The sequence below is a fragment of the Legionella drozanskii LLAP-1 genome, from assembly GCF_001467585.1.
Taxonomy (GTDB): Bacteria; Pseudomonadota; Gammaproteobacteria; order Legionellales; family Legionellaceae; genus Tatlockia; species Tatlockia drozanskii.
Map to the genome: position 1 here is coordinate 38775 of NZ_LNXY01000006.1, position 18484 is coordinate 57258.

Sequence of the window (18484 nt, forward strand, 5' to 3'; positions counted from 1 at the left end):
ACCTCCTAGCTATAGCATTGCCTATTTCAGCGATATCCCTATGCTTTGTCCTTGAAAAATTGAAATTTTTTATTGAAAAAATAGCTAAATAATTGTTTTAGTTTATTGATGCCAGTACAGCTTATTTTTTGCCTAATGAAAGTGCTTTTTTAATTATAGACTACTAAATGAGCTTGTAGCCCTAAAAAATCACCTTTCGCGCAAAAAATAGATGGTTTTTTGTTGATACAACTTATAATATTGATTAATCACAATAAAAATGAGTATGTCGATATGATAATTAGTCTCACTCTGCAATGGATACATAGCCATGAAATCGATACTCTTTTTCCTGATCACCGGATTACAAGCTCTGAGCTTGCAAAAGAATACTCTCAAGTCAAAGAAATAAATCGCCAGTTAATTGCTCAAGCACGAATCGCGAAGCTAAGTGCGTCTTCTCCATTTGCAGCCCATGAGAAACTTGAACAAAGCCATCAATTATTGAATTTCATCGATTTATCACTACCTTATATTAAAGACGAATCCTGTGATCTACTTTTGTCTGCTTTAAGTTATTTATTATTAATTCCCCAAGAAAAACAGCCACCTAAATCCGAAGAAAAAATTCTTTTCTTATTTAATCAGTTAATTCATGAAGATAAAGCAGCGGCTCTTGATTTTTATAATCAGAACAATGCCCTTTTCGCCAATCATAATGAAATCAATCAGCATGTAGATCGCGTAATTAAATTAGGTAAAGCATTGCCTCTTGTTAAACATCAATTAGCTGAATTAAAAAATATTTTGAAAAATCAAGAAAATCCTTTAGGCCTTGTCAATTTAATCAAAGAAGAATCCGTTGATAATACTGAGAAATATGCCGCATTTATTCTTTGGTTAATTCAACGCCGTGTTCCGGTGAAACAAATTATAGCATCACATCTGCTACATGATTTCATGTGTTATCACCTAGCCTACCTAGGCTCGCCCCAATGCGAAATTAATCATTTATACGATATTTTGAACGAATTTCCTGAAGCTCAATCGCTGATTGCAGAAGCGAAAAAAGTCAGTTGCGGAGAGCGTGGTTTTCTAAAATTTGCTCTAGATGGTTCTCGAGGAGAGAATCTACGTCAAGTTGAAGCGCTGCCTGTAGCTTGGGAATTTTCTCCGAATACAGATAATTTTACAGCACTCGTAGACTTATTCAGCCAATCTTTTCTTCCTGCGGCAGTTATTTGGTTCGCGCAAACAGAGAATCCAGATTGGTTCGATTTATTAAATCGCCATTTAAATCAGCCTGTAGTAATAGCTAACCAATTACCTGCACTAATTAACTATGTCGGCCGGCTAAATAAGCCTCTATTAGCTAGCGTTTTGGCCAAACTAATCGATGATTCGACCGCAGAACAACTAGCCGCAAATCACGACGGGGCAATTCTTTATTTATTAGCTGACAAGCCTTCCCTAATTCAGCAAATTCAAACCGAGGATGTACATGCTTATATAAAGCAGATGAGTGCAACTGCAAATATCGATACCATTATGCAATTACTTGTATTGCTTAAAATCTTGATAAGGAATCAACATCCCTCTGCGAATATCGTTTTTGATGCCCTGATTGATAATCTTTATCATCATCCTCAACTACTCGATGATAATACGCTAGTACACCAACTAAAACGCTACCCAGCCTGGTCGCATCAACTTAAAAGTCGATCCGATTTTTTACATGTTCAGCTCGCCACATGCATTGAGGAAAATACCAAAGATGAATTAGATAGTTCTCGATACAATTTTATGGAAGACGTTTGGCTTGAAATCAATAGAAAATTAGCTGTCATCCATAGTCTTGATCAGCAACTCCATTCTGAGCCACGTAATAAATATTTTTTATTGGCTCAAATCGCATGCAGTTCCTACAGAAAACTTGGCTCAAACTTTAATATTGATAGGTTCATTGAGGCCTTATCATTACCAGATCTAAGGAGCGAAGAGGGGATAAGCCTCCATGAAAGAACGCTGGTTGAAGTGCTAACCGCTATCGATGACGAGTCAATCCGAAAGGAGCTCATTGCAAAATTAGAAGGCGAACCCATTTCCTGTTTGAATTGGATGACTAAAGATTATGGCGAAACCTCTGTTTTTATCAAAGCAGCTGGGCAAGGAAATAAGGGGCTTCTTCGCTTGATGGGTGCTCAACACCGAGTAGAAAAACAATGTTGGAATGCGGCAACACTTATAGCAGCACAAACTGGGCACTGGTCAACGGTTTCTTATCTCTGTCGAATTGCGCCTAAAAAAATCTTTCGTGACACACTAAGCAAGGTCTTGGTTTTAGCAGCACAAGCTGGAGAATTAAGCATCGTAAATCAAATTTGCGATAGAGCAACCTTTTTTTCACTGAAAGCCACCTACCCGCAAGGACTTGAAGCAGCCGTCATTAATAATCATCTACCCATCGTCATACAGCTTTATACTCCGTCTGGCTATAAACCTAGCAAAAATATGAGTGAAAAACTCTTTACTTTAGCACTTAGGTATAAACGTTTCTCTATTGCAACTTATCTATGCGATTTACCGAATGCTTTTGCGCCTCATCAGGTGCAAATTAACAATGCCTTTAAGCAGGCCATTGCAAAGAATGATATTGACACCGTGCAATGCCTTGGCAACTTAACTACACTCAAGCCTGATCCACTTATCTTTTCGCAAGGATTTAAGACAGCTGCCTCACTGGGCCTTACTCCAATGCTGGTTTGTCTAAGTACCCTACCCGGTACAACGATAGATAAAACCCTCCTAAAAAACTCCATAGCCGAAGCGGCGAGTCAAGGCCGTCTAACCACTCTAATCGAGCTACTTAAAATGACCCCATCTAGTGCTCATAAAGAGGCTGTAGCGATTAGTTTACAAGCAGCAACCATGGCAGGACAATTATTTATTACTAAGATTGTTTGTGAGCACACTCCTCCCTCTACCACTTTACAACAAACAATTGATTCCTTATTCGTTTGGGCAATACAGTCCAAGAAACCACAAGCTGCTGAATCCTTTTGTAAGCTAACTATCAACAGGCCAAGACCTAGCGCATTGACAAAAGCTTTATCTGAAGCAATTAAAAATGGTTATTCCGACCTCATTAACTTGATATGCCAAGCCCTTTCGCCCCTTAAGCAAGAATGCATTAATGATTCAATTTTACTTGCAATTAAACATCAGCGGGCCGATATTCTTGTTTGCTTGTATGAATTACCAGAAAACAAACCCAACGCCAAATTTATTAGAATAGCGATCGACAGAGCCCGGTCTAGCCAACAAGTAAAGATCGTTAATTATTTACAGTCCAAATTTACAGATCTAAAAAAAGAAAGGAATGTCGCTGAACAATTAGAAAACTTTGGGGTATTCAAATACAAAACAGAGGGAGAACAGATCCAGGCAAGTCGATCATACACTTACTAAAGGAGTTAAGTTTCTTTTAATTTCCATCGCTTGTGTAACCACATCCACTGTTCCGGGCGAGCCAAAATAATACGCTCCAACGCTTGATTATAGGATAGCGTATTGCGGTAAATTGACTCTTGAACACTGTCATATTCTTGCCATGGAATAGGTTCATAAAACTCAAGCACATGCTTTCCATTCGGTAAGCGATACCCTGCTGCCGGCACAACCGGCACACCAGTATGGCGGGCAAAACTTGCTAAACTACGATAGGTGCCTGCCTTTTTACCAAAAAATTCCGCCGCAACACCATCTCTATTGACTAGGGAAGCATGTTGATCCAAAACAAAAACCACCGCATGATTTTGCTCAAGCGCATCACAAACTTGCTGCAACGAATTTTTTTTTGGAATAACATTAAGACCGGCTTGATAATAGCGTTTGAATAAAATTTTCTCGATTAACTTAGAACCTAGCGTGCGGCGAATAAAGTGAAACTGTCCCTGGAATTCTTTGAAATTTAAAATACCCCCTATAGGAGCAAATTCCCAATTACCAAAATGGCCAGTGAGTACCAGCACACCGCGTTTTTCGGCGACGATTTCTAGTAAGCGCTCATAACCTCGTACTTCGACTTGCTCACGTAGTTTCTTTTCGCTCATGAATCGCAATTGAATCGCTTCTTTTATCGAAGTCGCTAAATGGGAGTAAAATGCTTTTGCGAGTTGCAGCTTTTCTGTGGCAGTCAGTTGCTCCCCAAACACTTGGTCGATATTGGCTTTAATCACCGCATGGCGATAAGGCAGATAACGGTGTAAAAACCGACCTGCCAAGGAAATACGTACCTTTGCTATTTTATTTGCTAAATCACTCACAAGCTTTAATCACCAAACATGCATTCATACTGGCAAAACCGCGATTGATAATCATCGTGGTTTTATTCGCCCCCAATTGTCTATGTTCAGCACTGAGATTTAACCCCTCACACAGAGGTGCTGGTTGAGCAAAATTTGCAATACCAGGAACACAGTTATCGCGAATTGCATGAGTTGCCATGACTGCATCTAAAATTCCAGAAGCAGTAATTGTATGACCATAGGCCCATTTAAAGGCCGTAACCGGTACTTGCCTGCCATCAAAAACAGTACGAATTGCCTGAGCTTCGCTGTCATCTGATTTATTATTACCATTGCCATGGGCGACAATCATACCGACATCAGCGGTATCAATACCTTGCTCGTCAAGCGTTCGTGATAATAAATTAGCCAAATGACCACCTTCTGCTTCGATGGAAAACAAACCAGAGGCTTCGCTTGCCGCCATTCCAGCTCTAATTTCACCATAGCAAGTTGCGGAACGAGCGCGCGCACTTTCTTCGGTTTCCAATATTAAGGCCGCTGCGCCATCAGACAATAGCGTTCCATCATGTTCTACATCAAACGGCTTTAAATGCCGCGTACTAAGCACCCCTATTTTTTCATAATAGAAAAGCGATTGCGGTTCGATAACATCATAGGCCACCACAATAGCACGCTCGGCTTGTCCCTGTTTAAGCGCTTGATAGGCTTCAATAATAGCCTGCATACCACCTACAGCATGGTTAGTAATATTATGATTTGGTCCTTTAAAGCCGTAACTAATCCCGGTATAAGCCAAAACATTATTCGGTAAAATGCGTAACAACCACATGGGGTGAACTTCAGTAAACAATTGACTTGCAAAACTTTGTAGGTCATCGCCAGTTTTAGCTAAAAGCGGTAAAAAATCTTCTTGCTGGAAATATTTATTACCTGGAGATCCGACATAGACTGCTGTTTGTTCATTGAAAAAATCGGCATTTTCTAAGGTTTCGCGATAATTAAGCAGTTCACTATGCTGTACCGCTTGCACTGCTGCATTAATTCCCAACACATCTTGACGAGAAATAACTTTCATAAGCTTGCGATCGGGCAACATTTTCGCAGGTTGGTAATTTTTAAGCTCGCCACCTAATCTATGTGACCAGGAGGATAAATCCCATTGCTCGATCTCAGCAAGACCACTTTGTTTCGCTCGTATTGATTGCCAGGTTTGTTCGGCTGTTTCACCACAAGGAGTTAGGGCACTTAAGCCAGTAATAAAAACGCGATTGGATTTACTCATCGAACCACTCCTTCAAATTCTGGATGTTTAAACAGCAAGCAGCTATTTGAGCCACCAAAACCGAAGGAATTGGATAACACCACACCTACCGATTTTTCGCGCGGACCATCTATCACATAATCCAAATCACAATCTGGATCAGGCGTAGTCAAATTGGCAGTTTTAGGAATTTTTGCATGATGAATAGACATGACTGAAAGTACAGCCTCTAAAGCGCCTGCAGCTGCGATAAGATGCCCGGTCTGACTCTTTGTTGAGCTGATAGGCAATTTTTTAGCTTTGTCGCCGAATACCGCTTTAACCGCATTAGTTTCACTCAAGTCATTCATTTTGGTCGATGTACCATGCGCATTGATATAGTCGACGTCGCTTGCTTTTACGCCAGCATCCTGTAGGGCGCGTTCGATAGCTTGGATAGCACCATCACCATTGGGATGTGAATCAGTAATACGATATGAACTGAGTGAATTACCTTCGCCTGCCAATTCAGCATAAATTCTAGCGCCACGAGCTTTTGCTTTAGACCACTCTTCCAAAATTAAAAAAGCAGCGCCTTCACCCAACACAAAACCATTGCGTGTACCATCGAAAGGTCGGCTCGCTGTTTCTGGAGTAGCATTATAAGTTGATAAGGCACCCAAAAGGCAAAAACTCGATACTCCTAAGGGATTAATCATCGAATCAAAGCCACCAGCCAACATAAAATCGGCCTCACCCCGGCGAATAACCTGCATGGCTAAACCCAAAGCCTGACCACCAGAGGCACAAGCGGTATGGACTGAAGAAGCGTAACCTTCGATACCAAATTGCTGGATCAGTAAAGACAAGCCAGAATTGGATGTCGTCTTTCCAAAATCAACTAAACTGTAGAAATCTCGCGTACGTTCCTGCAGCAGTTTCCAATCAGGTGTGCCTTCATTCGCACAAGCTTCTTGAAAGCGTTTCAGATAAGAAAACTCAGCCGTCATCATGCCACTTCCAGTGACCACTCCCCAACGCGAAGCGTCTTGCTGAGTTGGCTTTACCCCGGCGTCTATAAATGCTTGATACGCCGCATCCAAGGCATATCGAGTAAACTGCATTGAAAACCGATTATGTTTTCCCATAACAGCCTCGGGATGCGGCTGAAATTGTTTGACTTCAGCAGCAATATCGGTTGGAAAACCACTGGCGTCGAAGTGACTTATCTTTGCGATCCCAGACCGACCAGCTAATAAATTGCGCCAAGTAGACTGAACGTCATTACCTAGAGGCGATACGACGCCCAAGCCTGTAATTGCGACTCGTCTGTTTTTCATATTTTTAATTACCTTTTGCCATCATCACAACATCTAAAACACACACTCGTCTGCCGTCTACTTCGCTACGGTAATTTAAGATTAATTGCTCTGAATTTTGTTCTTTGACTTTCAGATGAGATCTAAGCACGTCACCAGGATGAACAAATTCATTCATTTTGATTCGACGTAACTCACTGACCTGATAATTCGGCTTAAAAGCCCCGCGTGCTACAAATTCACGAGCTAAATTGAGCTTACATTCCAACAAAACAGTCATTGGTAAAACAGGTTTGTGGGGAAAATGATCGGGGAAATAAGGCGCTGCTCGCGTTACATATTTTTCGGCAGTGAGGCTAACACCTGGGTCGGAATTGAGGATCCGATCAAAGGTCATCGATAGACCAGGTCGTGCCGAAGTGATTGATATCAACTCTGAGTTGCTTAGTAGCTGTTCAGATTCAGAACGCTGCGGCCAATCACCAGGACGATTTATTTCAGCAAACTGGCGACGAACCACTTGCTCATCAATGAAATCGGTCATGGGTAATAAAGGACCTAAAGCGCCATCCAGGCTAAATACAACTTCATCGCCGACATAAGCAACACTACGATATTGCACCGCTTTGTCGTCAACTGACTCGATAATCGATTCCAGCAGCAAGGTTTCTCCCACATAGGCCGGCCTATGCAAGCGTGCACTAGCAGCCATGCCGGCAACAGGCCTTAGCGTGAAGTCATTGCTGAACATAACATTCCACGCAGCCAGTTGCCCTAAAGTTTCCCCGATTAAAGAGGGGATAAAGCAAAGCCTTCCTTGTCCATCAGGACAAAGGTAAACATCATCATGCGTGATGTGCTTTACCCCTCGCGCTAATTCACCAGGTAATAACTGCAGAATTCGATCGACAAATAAGAATCCCATTAGGAAACAGTTTCACAAGTTTGTTCACTCGCAGCCATTACGACCAACTTACAAAAAGTTTCAACAGTGAACAACATCGGAATCTCATTCACCTTTAAATTCGCCTTAAAATACTCTGCAGGAACTTCACTCAAATAGTTTTTAAGTGCTTGCATACCCTTAACAGTTAATGCGCCGCCCTTCTCAAACTCGTCCTCTGCTAAGTCGCCTCGTGCATTTTTCTCTAATTGGCCACGGGGAATTTTAATACTAAATTCTTTCTCTAATTGGAAAACCAAATCAAGGAAATCAATGGACTCGGCACCCAAATCGCCAATTAAACGGCTGTTCAAAGACACTTCCTCTTCGTCAATAACCAACACATCAGCGATAATTTCCCTTACTTTCGGGTAAACGGTCTCTACATTCATGTTTTATCCTCAAAGCTCACCTAGTTCACAAAACCTCAGAGTATATCATAAAATTTTGATAGGCAGCTACGCCAACTTGCAAAAGAAAATTAGTCTTTTTTATGAAAGTAAAATTTAGATTTTGTAGTAGCTAAATTAGAATAAGGGTTGCTGAATGAAATGGTCATTTTTTTCATTTGTATGAAAATGCACCCCTAAACCAAGTAATCTTATTGCTTTCTGCTCTTTATAATTTTTGTTAAATAAATCATGAAATAACATTAGATCAACTTGAGTACTTTTTGCCTCCACTGTTGTTAGTTGAAAGTCAGCGAATTTGATTTTCACATACTGATTTTTAATCAAAAAATTGGGAGCGGAGTCCTTAATTCGTCTCAGCAACTTTTTATACAATTCATCAATAATCTCCAAAGCCTGAGCTGCGTCACGAATGTTTTCTGTCAAGGTAGTTTCGACACTCAAGGATTTTCGCTTCCTATTGGGTTGCACTGGACGCTCGTCAATGCCGCGGCATTGATTGTAAAGATGCTGGCCCAATTTGCCAAAATGTTGCACCAAAACATGCAAAGGTATTTCTTGCAAATCAGCGCATTTTATAATGTTCATATTATGCAATTTCCTGGCAGTTACTTTTCCAACTCCAAAAAGTTTAACAACAGCTAACTGATTAACAAATGCCGTAACTTGCTCCGGTCGAATGACAAATAAACCATTTGGTTTTTTCCATGCACTCGCAATTTTTGCCAAAAATTTATTAGGCGCGACACCAGCAGAAGCTGTTAATTTTTCGGCTTTCCAAATATTAGAACGAATCGCTTCAGCTATCCAAGTTGCGCTGCCTTGGTGTTGAGAACAATCCGTTACATCGAGAAAAGCCTCATCTAATGACAGAGGCTCGACGAGCTCAGTAAATTCCTTAAAAATTGAATTGATAACTTGAGATACCTGGCGATATTTGAGCATGTCCACTGGTAATACCACAAGATCAGGACAAAGACGCAGGGCAATGACCGTTGGCATTGCTGAATGCACACCATATTGGCGAGCAATATAATTACAAGTACAAAGAACACCTCGCCGATCAGTACTGCCGCCAACAGCGACGGGCTTATTCGCCAAAGAAGGATTGTCTCTTATTTCTATCGCGGCATAAAAACAATCCATATCAATATGGATAATTTTGCGTAGTTTAGTCATTTATGCTCGGGTTGCAGGGTGTTGCTGCATGATTAAGTTTCTGAACCCCAGGGTCAAGCCACGGTGATTCGCCGCTAGCTAGGTTGAACTTTGCCTAAGCTACAATGCAATAAACATCAATTATATCAGCTTTTGAGTAAACCCAACTTCATTTACTCCTATAAAAATAAGCCTCAATTGAAATCTTATTGCCCGTTTTTTAATCTGACTTTTTAGTTGTTATCTCGTTAAGCAGATGCTAAAGTTTCGCCTTTTTATAACGGAATACTCCCGATGAAATACTTTTTTAATGTTCATCTCTCTAATTCACCGCCAAGCACCTTGATTAATAATGTTGACCTTATGGGTCACCTTGTCATGGCCAATACGAGCCTATGATTGGTTTAAAGATTTCTAAATTGGTATTGGGTTTATTCTTTTGTTTGCTTAGTCAATTATTAGCAGCTTCTAGTATAGATATCGGCGATAAAATACAAAAAAATTTTGATGATAACCTTTTTAAGCTCAAACCGATTATTCAATCACATTATGCTGTTCGCTTATATCGAATCACGGGAAGAAAAGACTACTTATATCCCATTATTTCCTTTCAATTTGTTGAAAGTATACAATTACAACAACTACTCAAAAAAACACCCAGGTTTTCATCGATAAAGTTTAATAAAAATATTAGCTTACCTCGAAATTATAACAGCCATTCCAGGGCACAAAAACGAAAAGCGCTACTCGCTCAGCTACCCGAGCTTAGCAACACGCTTAAAATACTACTCATCTTGGACCATGCACAACAGTTCAATACTTTAAATTCACCTTTGTATCCTCATACCCAAATGGCCTTAGCACATGTTAAGAAAAATATTCACTCTTTAAGTGCGTTTCTTCTAAACCCTTTAGTGATAAAAATATCCGCCGCCCAGGTGGCTAATTTTGTTTATTTACTTCATCGATTAGAGTTAATCGACCTTAGGGAAGAATACATTGATCGTTTTCAGACCGTGTTCGCAAATAGCAACGACAGTATGCTCAACGACAAAATGTTTGAAGATAAAATTTACGGTATGACGCACATTATTATCGCGGCCAGTGATTACTACCAAAAAAAATTAGCTTACAAGCAATTTGCCTGGATATATGAATATTTCGATCAGCATATCGATGAAATTTTAAGAAGAACCAAACCTGATGTCATTGCTGAAGTAGGATTAAGTTTTTGTTTAATTGATAAGACTAATCATTCTTCCTCGCTCGATAGAATTAAGCGGTTTTTAAAAAATAAATTTAATCCTAATCAACAAACCATCCCCAATAAATCGGGAAGCAATGATTTAAATTTAGCAGAGCATCGCAATGTGTTAGCAATTATGCTCTTTAAATGGCCATCAAAACTTTATTCCGGTCCTGATTTGGCGGCGGCGACTGATTTTTTCAGTACCTTGCATCAAAATCAACCCTTATAATAACTCGCAGTTTTCCCTTTTCTCTAGAAATGGGAGGATTTGAAATCTATGCTTATAATAATAATTCTTAATGGCCTCAGAAATTATGAAAACAGTTTTTCATTTAGCTTTTCCAGTCCATGATTTTGATTTGGCAAAACATTTTTATCTAGAGCAGCTAGGCTGTACTTTAGGTCGCGAGTCAGAGCATGCCTTGATTCTCCAATTGGGCACGCATCAAATTGTTGCTCATAAAATTGCTAGCCTGCTGCCCATGCAAGAGGGAATTTATCCTCGTCATTTTGGTTTGATCTTTTTGGATAAAGATGAATTTGAACTCTTTGTACAACGATTGACGAACAAGCAGGTACAATTTGAAATTCCCTTAAAAACACGCTTTCCTAACTCTAAAATTGAGCATCAATCTTTTTTCCTTAAAGATCCCAGCAATAACTTGCTTGAATTTAAATATTATACCTATCAGTCTGCTATCTTTGGGGAAAAGGAATTTAAAAAAATTGGTGAAAGTTAAGCGGCCTGACCTATACTCATTCTCCCCTGGAGAGACCGTTTTTTTTTGCTAGAGAATCCTTAATTCTGGGTTTATGATAAATAAACTTTAGAACCTCATAAGGAATATTTCTTGGATCAGCATTATTTTGCTAGCACCGCATTTTTGCCTAAGGGCTGGGCTGAGAATGTTCTTATTACAGTCGATGAGGCTGGATATATAAGTAATATTAGTCCGAATCACTCATCATCCAGCACAGCAACTCTCCTCAAAGGGATTGTATTACCTGGCATGTTAAATCTACATTCTCATGCTTTTCAACGCGCCATGGCTGGTCTGGCGGAACATGCAACGGGTGAGAAAGATAGCTTTTGGACTTGGCGGGAAGTCATGTACCAATTTCTTGCAAAACTGACACCGGAGGATTTGCAAATAATCGCAGCTCAAGTGTACGTAGAAATGCTGAAGGCCGGGTATACTACCGTTGGCGAATTTCATTATGTCCATCATCAACCTAATGGCCAACCCTATCAAGATCGTAGCTTAATTTCGCAGCACATCATTGCCGCTGCAAAAGAAACAGGCCTAGCCATCACCCTTCTACCTACCTTGTATCATTACAGCGGATTCGGTAGGCAACCCGCCACTGCAAATCAAAAGCGATTCATTAATGATGAAACACAAATCTTAGATATTATTTCCTCACTGTTGGCCAATTATTCTCACGATCCTCAAGTCACTATTGGTTTAGCACATCATTCACTACGAGCCATTAGTCCAGAAATGTTACGGCAGGCTACCGAGGGCTTGAAAAGCCTCGCGACTCAGAGCCCTATTCATATCCACATCGCAGAACAAACCAAAGAAGTCGACGATTGCATTCGTTGGAGCGCTCAACGCCCAGTCGAGTGGCTGCTTAATAATATGAATATTGACCCCTATTGGTGTCTTGTCCATGCGACTCATATGACGGAAACTGAAACGAAACGCCTTGCTGCCAGCGGTGCGATTGTCGGTCTTTGCCCAACAACTGAGGCTAACCTAGGCGATGGTTTATTTAATCTCCCTGATTATCTTGAGGCACAAGGGCGTTGGGGTATAGGTAGCGACAGCAATATTTCGGTGAGTGTGATTGAAGAATTACGCCTACTTGAGTATGGTCAACGCTTGCTCCGTCGAGAACGAGCCCTTGTCAAAACAGCTGTAGAACCTTCCGTTGGCACCACTTTATACCAAATGGCTCTTCGAGGTGGCGCGCAAGCACTAGGGCGTTCTGCGGGGAGTATTGAAATTGGCAAACGTGCCGACTTCATTGTCCTCGATGCGCAAAACCCTGCTTTACTATCGCGAACAAATCATTTGATTTTAGATAGCCTGATCTTTTCAGGAAACGTCAATCCAATTCGCCATGTTATTGCAGGGGGGCAACAGGTCGTTAAAGACTTCAAGCATTTTGCCGAAGATAAGCTGCTAAATGCTTATGCAAAAACAATTAAAAAACTTTTCAGCTAGAGGTAAGCTCTGATGGAATTATTTAACTATTTACCCGGCACTGTGCCTGTTATTTTGAGCATCCCGCATGCCGGCACGTATGTCCCAGACAATTTATTGCAACGATTTACCCAACCCGCCAAACGACTTCCCGATACCGATTGGCATCTTGAACAACTTTACGCCTTTGCTCACAAAATGGGTATTCATATGTTGGTCGCGACTCACTCTCGTTACGTGATTGATCTAAATCGCTCCTCCGATGGAAAATCGCTCTACCCCGGGAAATTTACCACGAGTTTATGCCCAACGACTTTATTTAATGGTTCACCCATTTATCAACAAGGTCTGGAACCCGATGAGAAAGAAATACAAGCTCGCATTAAAACCTATTGGCAGCCTTATCACAATAAACTGCAATCGCTTATTGCAGAATTAAAACTTAATAATCGAGTTGCGATCTTTGACGCACACTCCATTCGCTCACAAGTCCCCTCACTTTTTGACGGCGTATTAGCTAGCATTAATTTAGGTACTGCTGATGGGCAATCGACACGTCAGGGGCTTGCGGACAAGCTCAGGGATTATTGTGAAAACACAAATTATTCAACTGTGCTCAACGGCCGTTTTAAAGGAGGATATATTACACGGCATTATGGAAATCCCACTGAAAAGGTCGACGCAATTCAATTAGAATTTACCCAGCTTAATTACATGGAAGAGTCATTTCCTTTTGCTTATGACCTGAATAAAGCAAAGGAATGTCAATTAATGCTTTCTAAATTGCTTTCTCTATTAATCATTGAGACGCAAACGCAAGAAATATAAAGATAGTTGGAGGTAGGGCCAATGCCTGGGGAATCTTCACTTTTTTTTGAATAATATTTCGAGCCAAATCCATTGTTTTACTGAACCGTTCAGCCTGAGGAGGAGCGCCAGCGACGTCTCGAAGGCCTGTCCTGAGGCAGGTACTCGAAGGTGCTTTGCACCAAGGCTTCGAGACAGCGCTACGCGCTTCCTCAGCCCGAACGGATCAAGCTACTGATTGGAGCAACACCTATTTTTGTTCAAAAAAAAAGTGAAGATACCTCAGGGCCAAGGTCCAACTATCCTACTCGACTATAACCCGCATCAACAAACAAAGTATGAGCATTAATCATTTGTGCTTCGGGTAAACACAATAAATAAACCGCATCCGCAACATCTTCGGTAGTTAGAGGACGAGCTGAAAGAGAATGTGCCTGATATTCATCAAGAAGCTGTTCACGATTAGGGAAATGTTTTAATGCATCCGTATCAACAACTCCAGCAGAAACTGTATTCACAGTAATCTCATGTTCTGCTAATTCAAGACTCAATGAACGAACTAAAGCTTCCAGCGCCGCCTTTGAAGCACCAATGAAACTGTAATTTGGAATCGCTCGATGCGCCCCCAAACTAGATAAAGCAATCACACGCCCGCGTCGACTCATGAGCGAGATACCTTCTGAGACTAAATGATTCAAAGCAAGGGCATTTGTTTCCATGCACCAACGCCAATGCTTGGTCGACATTTTTAAAGCCGGTTTTAACACCCCGCTCGCCGCGTTACTAATGAGAAAATCGAGTTGAGAAAAATGCTTGCGAAAGCCGCTAAACATCTCTTTGACTGACTGTTGATCCGCAACATTAGCTTGAATAGCCACAGCCTTTCGGCCTAAGGCTTTTATTTCTTCAACCAGAATTTGGGCTTCATCAGAACTATTGTAATAAACAATAGCTATATCAGCTCCGTTTCGCGCGAGTTTAAGCGCTGTTGCCTTTCCAATGCCACGCGCCCCACCGGTAATCAGAGCAACTTTATTAGCAAACTTTAAGGACATTTAGTTATCCCCTTCAACAAAAATTGCCTGAAACTACAATGAAACACTAACCTTGTCAATAACTCAAATCAAGTCATCAAGGCAACTATGCCTCTTTGAAAATTGCTCGTCTAAAAATTTAAAACTGCTATTATTTCCTTTAATTTTTATAACTTAGAATGAAAATGGATTTTGCTTTTAAATTACGATCACTCCTCGTAAAAATTAGCCATCAAGGACAAAAAAAATTAATTTTCTCTTTTTTAATACTTCCCTCCTTGCTCCATGCTAATAATTTAACTCTCTTTATTTCCGGCGGACCTCATTTTCCCAAGTTAAATCAAGAACAGTTGGTAAGAATGAATTCTTGGGTTAGCACTGATTACCAAAGCTATCAAAAAAATCATTGGAAAGGATTTTGGGGAGGAGGCTTCAACCATTCGTTTGAAAAAATATCCAAGCGGTTTAATCTTTCCTTAGGCCTAGCCGGATATTCCCTTGACTTGGGTCCTGTGCAAGGAAAAGTTTATCCCTTTATCAACGGTGGATTCTTTGACGCCTTAGATTATCGCTTTAATGCAAGAAACTATTCACTGATGGCTGAATCACGTCTAACTTACGCTAATTGTAATTGGCAACCTTTCCTTTTAGCTGGAGTTGGACAAGCATGGAATCGCTTAAAGAATTATACCGAAATCACGGCTAATTTCGCATCGAGTGCTACGCCACTCTCTCCTGGATTTAGTAACCATAGACATCACAATTTCGCTTATGAATTAGGACTTGGGCTTCAACATCCGCTCTTCGAAGATAAATTACATAAGATCAGCTATCTTGCTTCTTTAGGTTATCGTTATTTTAATTTAGGTAAAGCTAGACTTAATTATCTTCCCGAACAAACGCCCTCGTCTCAGTTAGGCATCAACAACTTACATACCCAAAGCATCGTATTTTCAATCGATGTTTCTTTCAATTAATACTAACAATCAGGATAAAGTAGTATGAAAAAATGGATAACTAGTTTGATTGTTTTGATACTTTCACTGTCTGCATTTGCACATGCCTCAGCTTTATTTGAGATTGTGCCAAGCAGCTCTGCTCCAATCGCGATTTCATCTTCAGGACAAACTTATCTGACCTATACAATTAAAAATAATAGCTCTCAAATCATTAATACTCTTTCGATAGATCCTAATTATGGCGGCGCGGGAAATTTTTTAGTACTTTATGCAAACAATAATCAGTGCGGCATTCTAGCCCCTGGGGCTGTTTGTAACTTTATAGTCACTATACAAGGAATTAATCTACCCGCAGTGACAAGCTTAATGCCTCGTGTTTGTGGATATAATAATACGGCTTGTTCAATTCCCACTTTGAATAATCGCGTGTTGGTTATCGCTAGTCCGAATATTCCCTACTCTGGTTTTCCTACTCCCTATGCCGGCAGCTTCTATCCCATTTACAACTCTGGTCCGCCTCAATGGATTGTGCCTACACCCTCTATGCCTTTTAACCGAGTGAGTAGCATTTTTGTCGCTTTCGCCCACACTTACCCACTCAATAATGGCGCTATTTTCACCTATGAAACTGGTCAACCTGATGAACCCACGAGACTCATATACCTATCACAAATTGCACGAAGCGTTAATCCTGCTATCAAAATTTTAATTTCATTGGGTTGGGGGAAAAATGATTGGACTTATATTAATAATGACTATATCAATCATGCTAACTTATTCGTGCCGAGCGTGGTGCAATTTATTCGTGACAATCGCTTAGATGGACTTGATATCGATGATGAAGAAATCGGCGGCTCCACGGGCATTATCCCCCAAAGTAATTTTGACGGCGTTATCGCCAACCTTCGAAATGCTTTAAATTATGCCTCCTTGCTTGATGGCAAACCCTATTATTTAACCATCACACCTGCAGGAAATAATATACAACCGGGAGGAATTGAGCATACACAAATCACTGCTCAAAATATGAATAGTTTTAACTTAATTAATATTCAAAGTTACTATAATGGTAGCGAAACGTTTGGCGTCGATCTTTTATATAATCTTATCGCTATCGGTTATCCTCCCAAACAAATTGCTAATGGGATCGATACAGAAAAATGTGCACCTAATTGGCCGCCTTATCTTAATTTAGCAGGTTTATTTAATTGGAATATGCCTGCTGATAGCGTCTGTCTTTTTCAATATACCGAACAACTTGCGGATATTGTCGGCTATAATGGATAATGCTCTTCCAATTTAAGAATCCTGGGTATCGCCACTCAAGATTCTTAAATTGGCTAAATTTTAGATTAGTTGAGCACTTACCCTTGTCTCATAGCACCTAAGTTTGTACCATTTGCACACCATATAAAGAGATACGTAATTAATGAAGCATTCTTGGTTAAACAGCGTCTTTCCGATTGCTGCCATCTTTTCGTTCCGCATGTTGGGATTATTTATGCTAATCCCTGTATTTACCGTATTTGCAACCCATCTTCAGGGCGCAACTCCTGCGCTTATTGGTTTGGCGTTAGGCAGTTATGGATTAAGCCAAGGAATTTTGCAAATGCCCTTCGGCATGTTATCGGATCGTTTTGGCAGAAAACCGATACTGACTATCGGCTTATTATTTTTTGTTTTTGGCAGCATCATGGGTGCGCTTAGTCATTCTATTTACACGATGATCCTCGCGCGAACTTTACAAGGAACTGGCGCTATTGGCAGTGTATTAATTGCCTTACTTGCCGACCTCACGCCCGATGAACAACGAACTAAAGCGATGGCAGTGATTGGCATGACGATTGGCCTTTCATTTAGTCTTGCTATGGTGCTCAGCCCGGCACTCACTCATTATTATGGCTTAGCTGGTATTTTTTATTTGACCGCAGTCTTAGCGCTATTAGGTTTATTTTTACTTCACACAGTCATTCCAACACCAAAGAAAGAACGATTCCATATCGATAGTGAAGCTGATTCTTCTCTTTTCAAAACAGTACTCCAAAACACCCATCTGCAGCGTTTAAATGCTGGAATTTTCTTTCAGCATTTCATTCTGACGGCCACATTTTATGCAATACCCTTCCTTCTACAGAAACAAATCAAACTAGGTAATTTAGCCGAACAATGGCATTTTTACCTCCCTTTAATGATTGTCTCTTTTCTGGTTATGGTGCCCTTTATTCTTTTAGCAGAAAAAAAGCGACAGATGAAATTTGTCTTTTTGCTATCCGTGTTTATCATCTTGGTTGCTCAATTTTTTCTCGCGCTAATGAGCCAACATTGGCTTAGTTTATGTGTTTTAATGTTTCTTTATTTTGCTGCTTTTAATATTCTCGAGGCGCTGTTACCTTCCCTCGTTTCAAAACAAGCAGGCCCCACTTCTAAAGGCACCGCGATGGGTGTTTATTCCAGCAGCCAATTTCTAGGAATTTTTGTTGGCGGCCTAGCGGCGGGTATATTGTATCAATTTGCGGGAAACGTGGGCATCTTCTTTTGCAACGCAGCAATTAGCTTATTTTGGTTGACCATTAGTCTTTTCATGAAACCCGAAGCTTATCTTTCAGCGTTGATTTTAAGTTATCCTTCTCCAGTAAAAAATGAAGCCGATTTAATTAAACAATTGAAAAAACTGCCTGGGCTCAAAGATGCTCTTATTGCCAAAGAAGAGCGGGTTATTTATGTGAGAGTCAACAAAGCAATCTATCAATCTGGAAGCGCTGAAAAAATTTTGCGCGACTTTAACACTTAATCTCCCTACGAATTTAAAATTAGATTAGTTATACTCGGATATAAATTCTTAGGCGACTTGGATTCCCAGCTGATT

General features: G+C 40.5%; 15 protein-coding genes. 8 read left to right on the forward strand and 7 right to left on the reverse strand.

All coding sequences use genetic code 11. The features are described from left to right. Positions 1–273 precede the first annotated feature (273 nt). Positions 274–3447, forward strand: a complete 3174-nt coding sequence (locus Ldro_RS03200; RefSeq protein WP_058494992.1) for a hypothetical protein — start codon at positions 274–276, stop codon at positions 3445–3447. A 5-nt stretch (positions 3448–3452) separates the two neighbouring features. On the opposite strand, the gene Ldro_RS03205 is transcribed toward Ldro_RS03200, so the two are convergent. From Ldro_RS03205 to dinB, 6 genes are all read right to left on the reverse strand, one after another. Then, the gene (locus Ldro_RS03205) at positions 3453–4304 is read right to left on the reverse strand and encodes a lysophospholipid acyltransferase family protein (protein WP_058494993.1); all 852 of its coding nucleotides are present in this window, start codon (positions 4302–4304) and stop codon (positions 3453–3455) included. Continuing rightward, positions 4297–5571: a beta-ketoacyl-[acyl-carrier-protein] synthase family protein gene (locus Ldro_RS03210; protein WP_058494994.1), complete on the reverse strand. Its 1275-nt coding sequence runs from the start codon at positions 5569–5571 to the stop codon at positions 4297–4299. Before Ldro_RS03210 ends, Ldro_RS03205 begins: the two co-directional genes overlap by 8 nt. Further along, positions 5568–6869, reverse strand: coding sequence for a beta-ketoacyl-[acyl-carrier-protein] synthase family protein (locus Ldro_RS03215; protein ID WP_058494995.1), 1302 nt, complete (start codon positions 6867–6869; stop codon positions 5568–5570). The genes Ldro_RS03210 and Ldro_RS03215 overlap by 4 nt, the downstream gene beginning before the upstream one ends. A 4-nt stretch (positions 6870–6873) precedes the next feature. Then, on the reverse strand, positions 6874–7773 hold the full coding sequence (locus Ldro_RS03220) for an ApeI family dehydratase (RefSeq protein WP_058494996.1): 900 nt from the start codon (positions 7771–7773) through the stop codon (positions 6874–6876). Beyond that, complete coding sequence (locus Ldro_RS03225) at positions 7773–8183, reverse strand: acyl carrier protein (RefSeq protein WP_058494997.1); 411 nt, start codon at positions 8181–8183, stop codon at positions 7773–7775. The genes Ldro_RS03220 and Ldro_RS03225 overlap by 1 nt, the downstream gene beginning before the upstream one ends. A 135-nt stretch (positions 8184–8318) precedes the next feature. Beyond that, on the reverse strand, positions 8319–9380 hold the full coding sequence (gene dinB, locus Ldro_RS03230) for a DNA polymerase IV (RefSeq protein WP_058494998.1): 1062 nt from the start codon (positions 9378–9380) through the stop codon (positions 8319–8321). Positions 9381–9754: 374 nt separating this feature from the next. Between dinB and Ldro_RS03235 the strand changes: the two genes are divergently transcribed. The 4 genes from Ldro_RS03235 to hutG all read left to right on the forward strand — a co-directional run bounded on the left by Ldro_RS03235 (position 9755) and on the right by hutG (position 13646). Next, positions 9755–10837: a DUF3541 domain-containing protein gene (locus Ldro_RS03235; RefSeq protein WP_058494999.1), complete on the forward strand. Its 1083-nt coding sequence runs from the start codon at positions 9755–9757 to the stop codon at positions 10835–10837. Positions 10838–10922: 85 nt separating this feature from the next. Then, a complete protein-coding gene (locus Ldro_RS03240; RefSeq protein ID WP_058495046.1) occupies positions 10923–11348 on the forward strand; it encodes a VOC family protein in 426 nt (141 codons plus the stop codon). Positions 11349–11459: 111 nt separating this feature from the next. Further along, positions 11460–12839: a formimidoylglutamate deiminase gene (locus Ldro_RS03245; RefSeq protein ID WP_058495000.1), complete on the forward strand. Its 1380-nt coding sequence runs from the start codon at positions 11460–11462 to the stop codon at positions 12837–12839. A 12-nt stretch (positions 12840–12851) separates the two neighbouring features. After that, on the forward strand, positions 12852–13646 hold the full coding sequence (hutG, locus tag Ldro_RS03250; RefSeq protein WP_058495001.1) for an N-formylglutamate deformylase: 795 nt from the start codon (positions 12852–12854) through the stop codon (positions 13644–13646). Between the two features lie 278 nt (positions 13647–13924). Here hutG and fabL read toward each other — a convergent pair whose 3' ends face one another. Continuing rightward, positions 13925–14680, reverse strand: coding sequence for an enoyl-[acyl-carrier-protein] reductase FabL (fabL, locus tag Ldro_RS03255; RefSeq protein ID WP_058495002.1), 756 nt, complete (start codon positions 14678–14680; stop codon positions 13925–13927). A gap of 164 nt (positions 14681–14844) precedes the next feature. Between fabL and Ldro_RS03260 the strand changes: the two genes are divergently transcribed. The 3 genes from Ldro_RS03260 to Ldro_RS03270 all read left to right on the forward strand — a co-directional run bounded on the left by Ldro_RS03260 (position 14845) and on the right by Ldro_RS03270 (position 18409). Continuing rightward, positions 14845–15636, forward strand: a complete 792-nt coding sequence (locus tag Ldro_RS03260) for an outer membrane protein (protein ID WP_058495003.1) — start codon at positions 14845–14847, stop codon at positions 15634–15636. 24 nt (positions 15637–15660) lie between these two features. Next, positions 15661–16905: a glycoside hydrolase family 18 protein gene (locus Ldro_RS03265; RefSeq protein WP_058495004.1), complete on the forward strand. Its 1245-nt coding sequence runs from the start codon at positions 15661–15663 to the stop codon at positions 16903–16905. Between the two features lie 142 nt (positions 16906–17047). Then, positions 17048–18409, forward strand: a complete 1362-nt coding sequence (locus Ldro_RS03270) for an MFS transporter (protein WP_058495005.1) — start codon at positions 17048–17050, stop codon at positions 18407–18409. The last annotated feature ends 75 nt before the right edge of the window (positions 18410–18484 follow it).

Coding starts and splice junctions, on each gene's coding strand:
- Ldro_RS03215 (WP_058494995.1), bottom strand. CDS start 6,869: ATGAAAAACAGACGAGTCGCAATTACAGGCTTGGGCGTCGTATCGCCT.
- Ldro_RS03210 (WP_058494994.1), bottom strand. CDS start 5,571: ATGAGTAAATCCAATCGCGTTTTTATTACTGGCTTAAGTGCCCTAACT.
- Ldro_RS03240 (WP_058495046.1), top strand. CDS start 10,923: ATGAAAACAGTTTTTCATTTAGCTTTTCCAGTCCATGATTTTGATTTG.
- Ldro_RS03265 (WP_058495004.1), top strand. CDS start 15,661: ATGAAAAAATGGATAACTAGTTTGATTGTTTTGATACTTTCACTGTCT.
- Ldro_RS03225 (WP_058494997.1), bottom strand. CDS start 8,183: ATGAATGTAGAGACCGTTTACCCGAAAGTAAGGGAAATTATCGCTGAT.
- Ldro_RS03220 (WP_058494996.1), bottom strand. CDS start 7,773: ATGGGATTCTTATTTGTCGATCGAATTCTGCAGTTATTACCTGGTGAA.
- hutG (WP_058495001.1), top strand. CDS start 12,852: ATGGAATTATTTAACTATTTACCCGGCACTGTGCCTGTTATTTTGAGC.
- Ldro_RS03235 (WP_058494999.1), top strand. CDS start 9,755: ATGATTGGTTTAAAGATTTCTAAATTGGTATTGGGTTTATTCTTTTGT.
- Ldro_RS03200 (WP_058494992.1), top strand. CDS start 274: ATGATAATTAGTCTCACTCTGCAATGGATACATAGCCATGAAATCGAT.
- Ldro_RS03260 (WP_058495003.1), top strand. CDS start 14,845: ATGGATTTTGCTTTTAAATTACGATCACTCCTCGTAAAAATTAGCCAT.
- fabL (WP_058495002.1), bottom strand. CDS start 14,680: ATGTCCTTAAAGTTTGCTAATAAAGTTGCTCTGATTACCGGTGGGGCG.
- Ldro_RS03270 (WP_058495005.1), top strand. CDS start 17,048: ATGAAGCATTCTTGGTTAAACAGCGTCTTTCCGATTGCTGCCATCTTT.
- dinB (WP_058494998.1), bottom strand. CDS start 9,380: ATGACTAAACTACGCAAAATTATCCATATTGATATGGATTGTTTTTAT.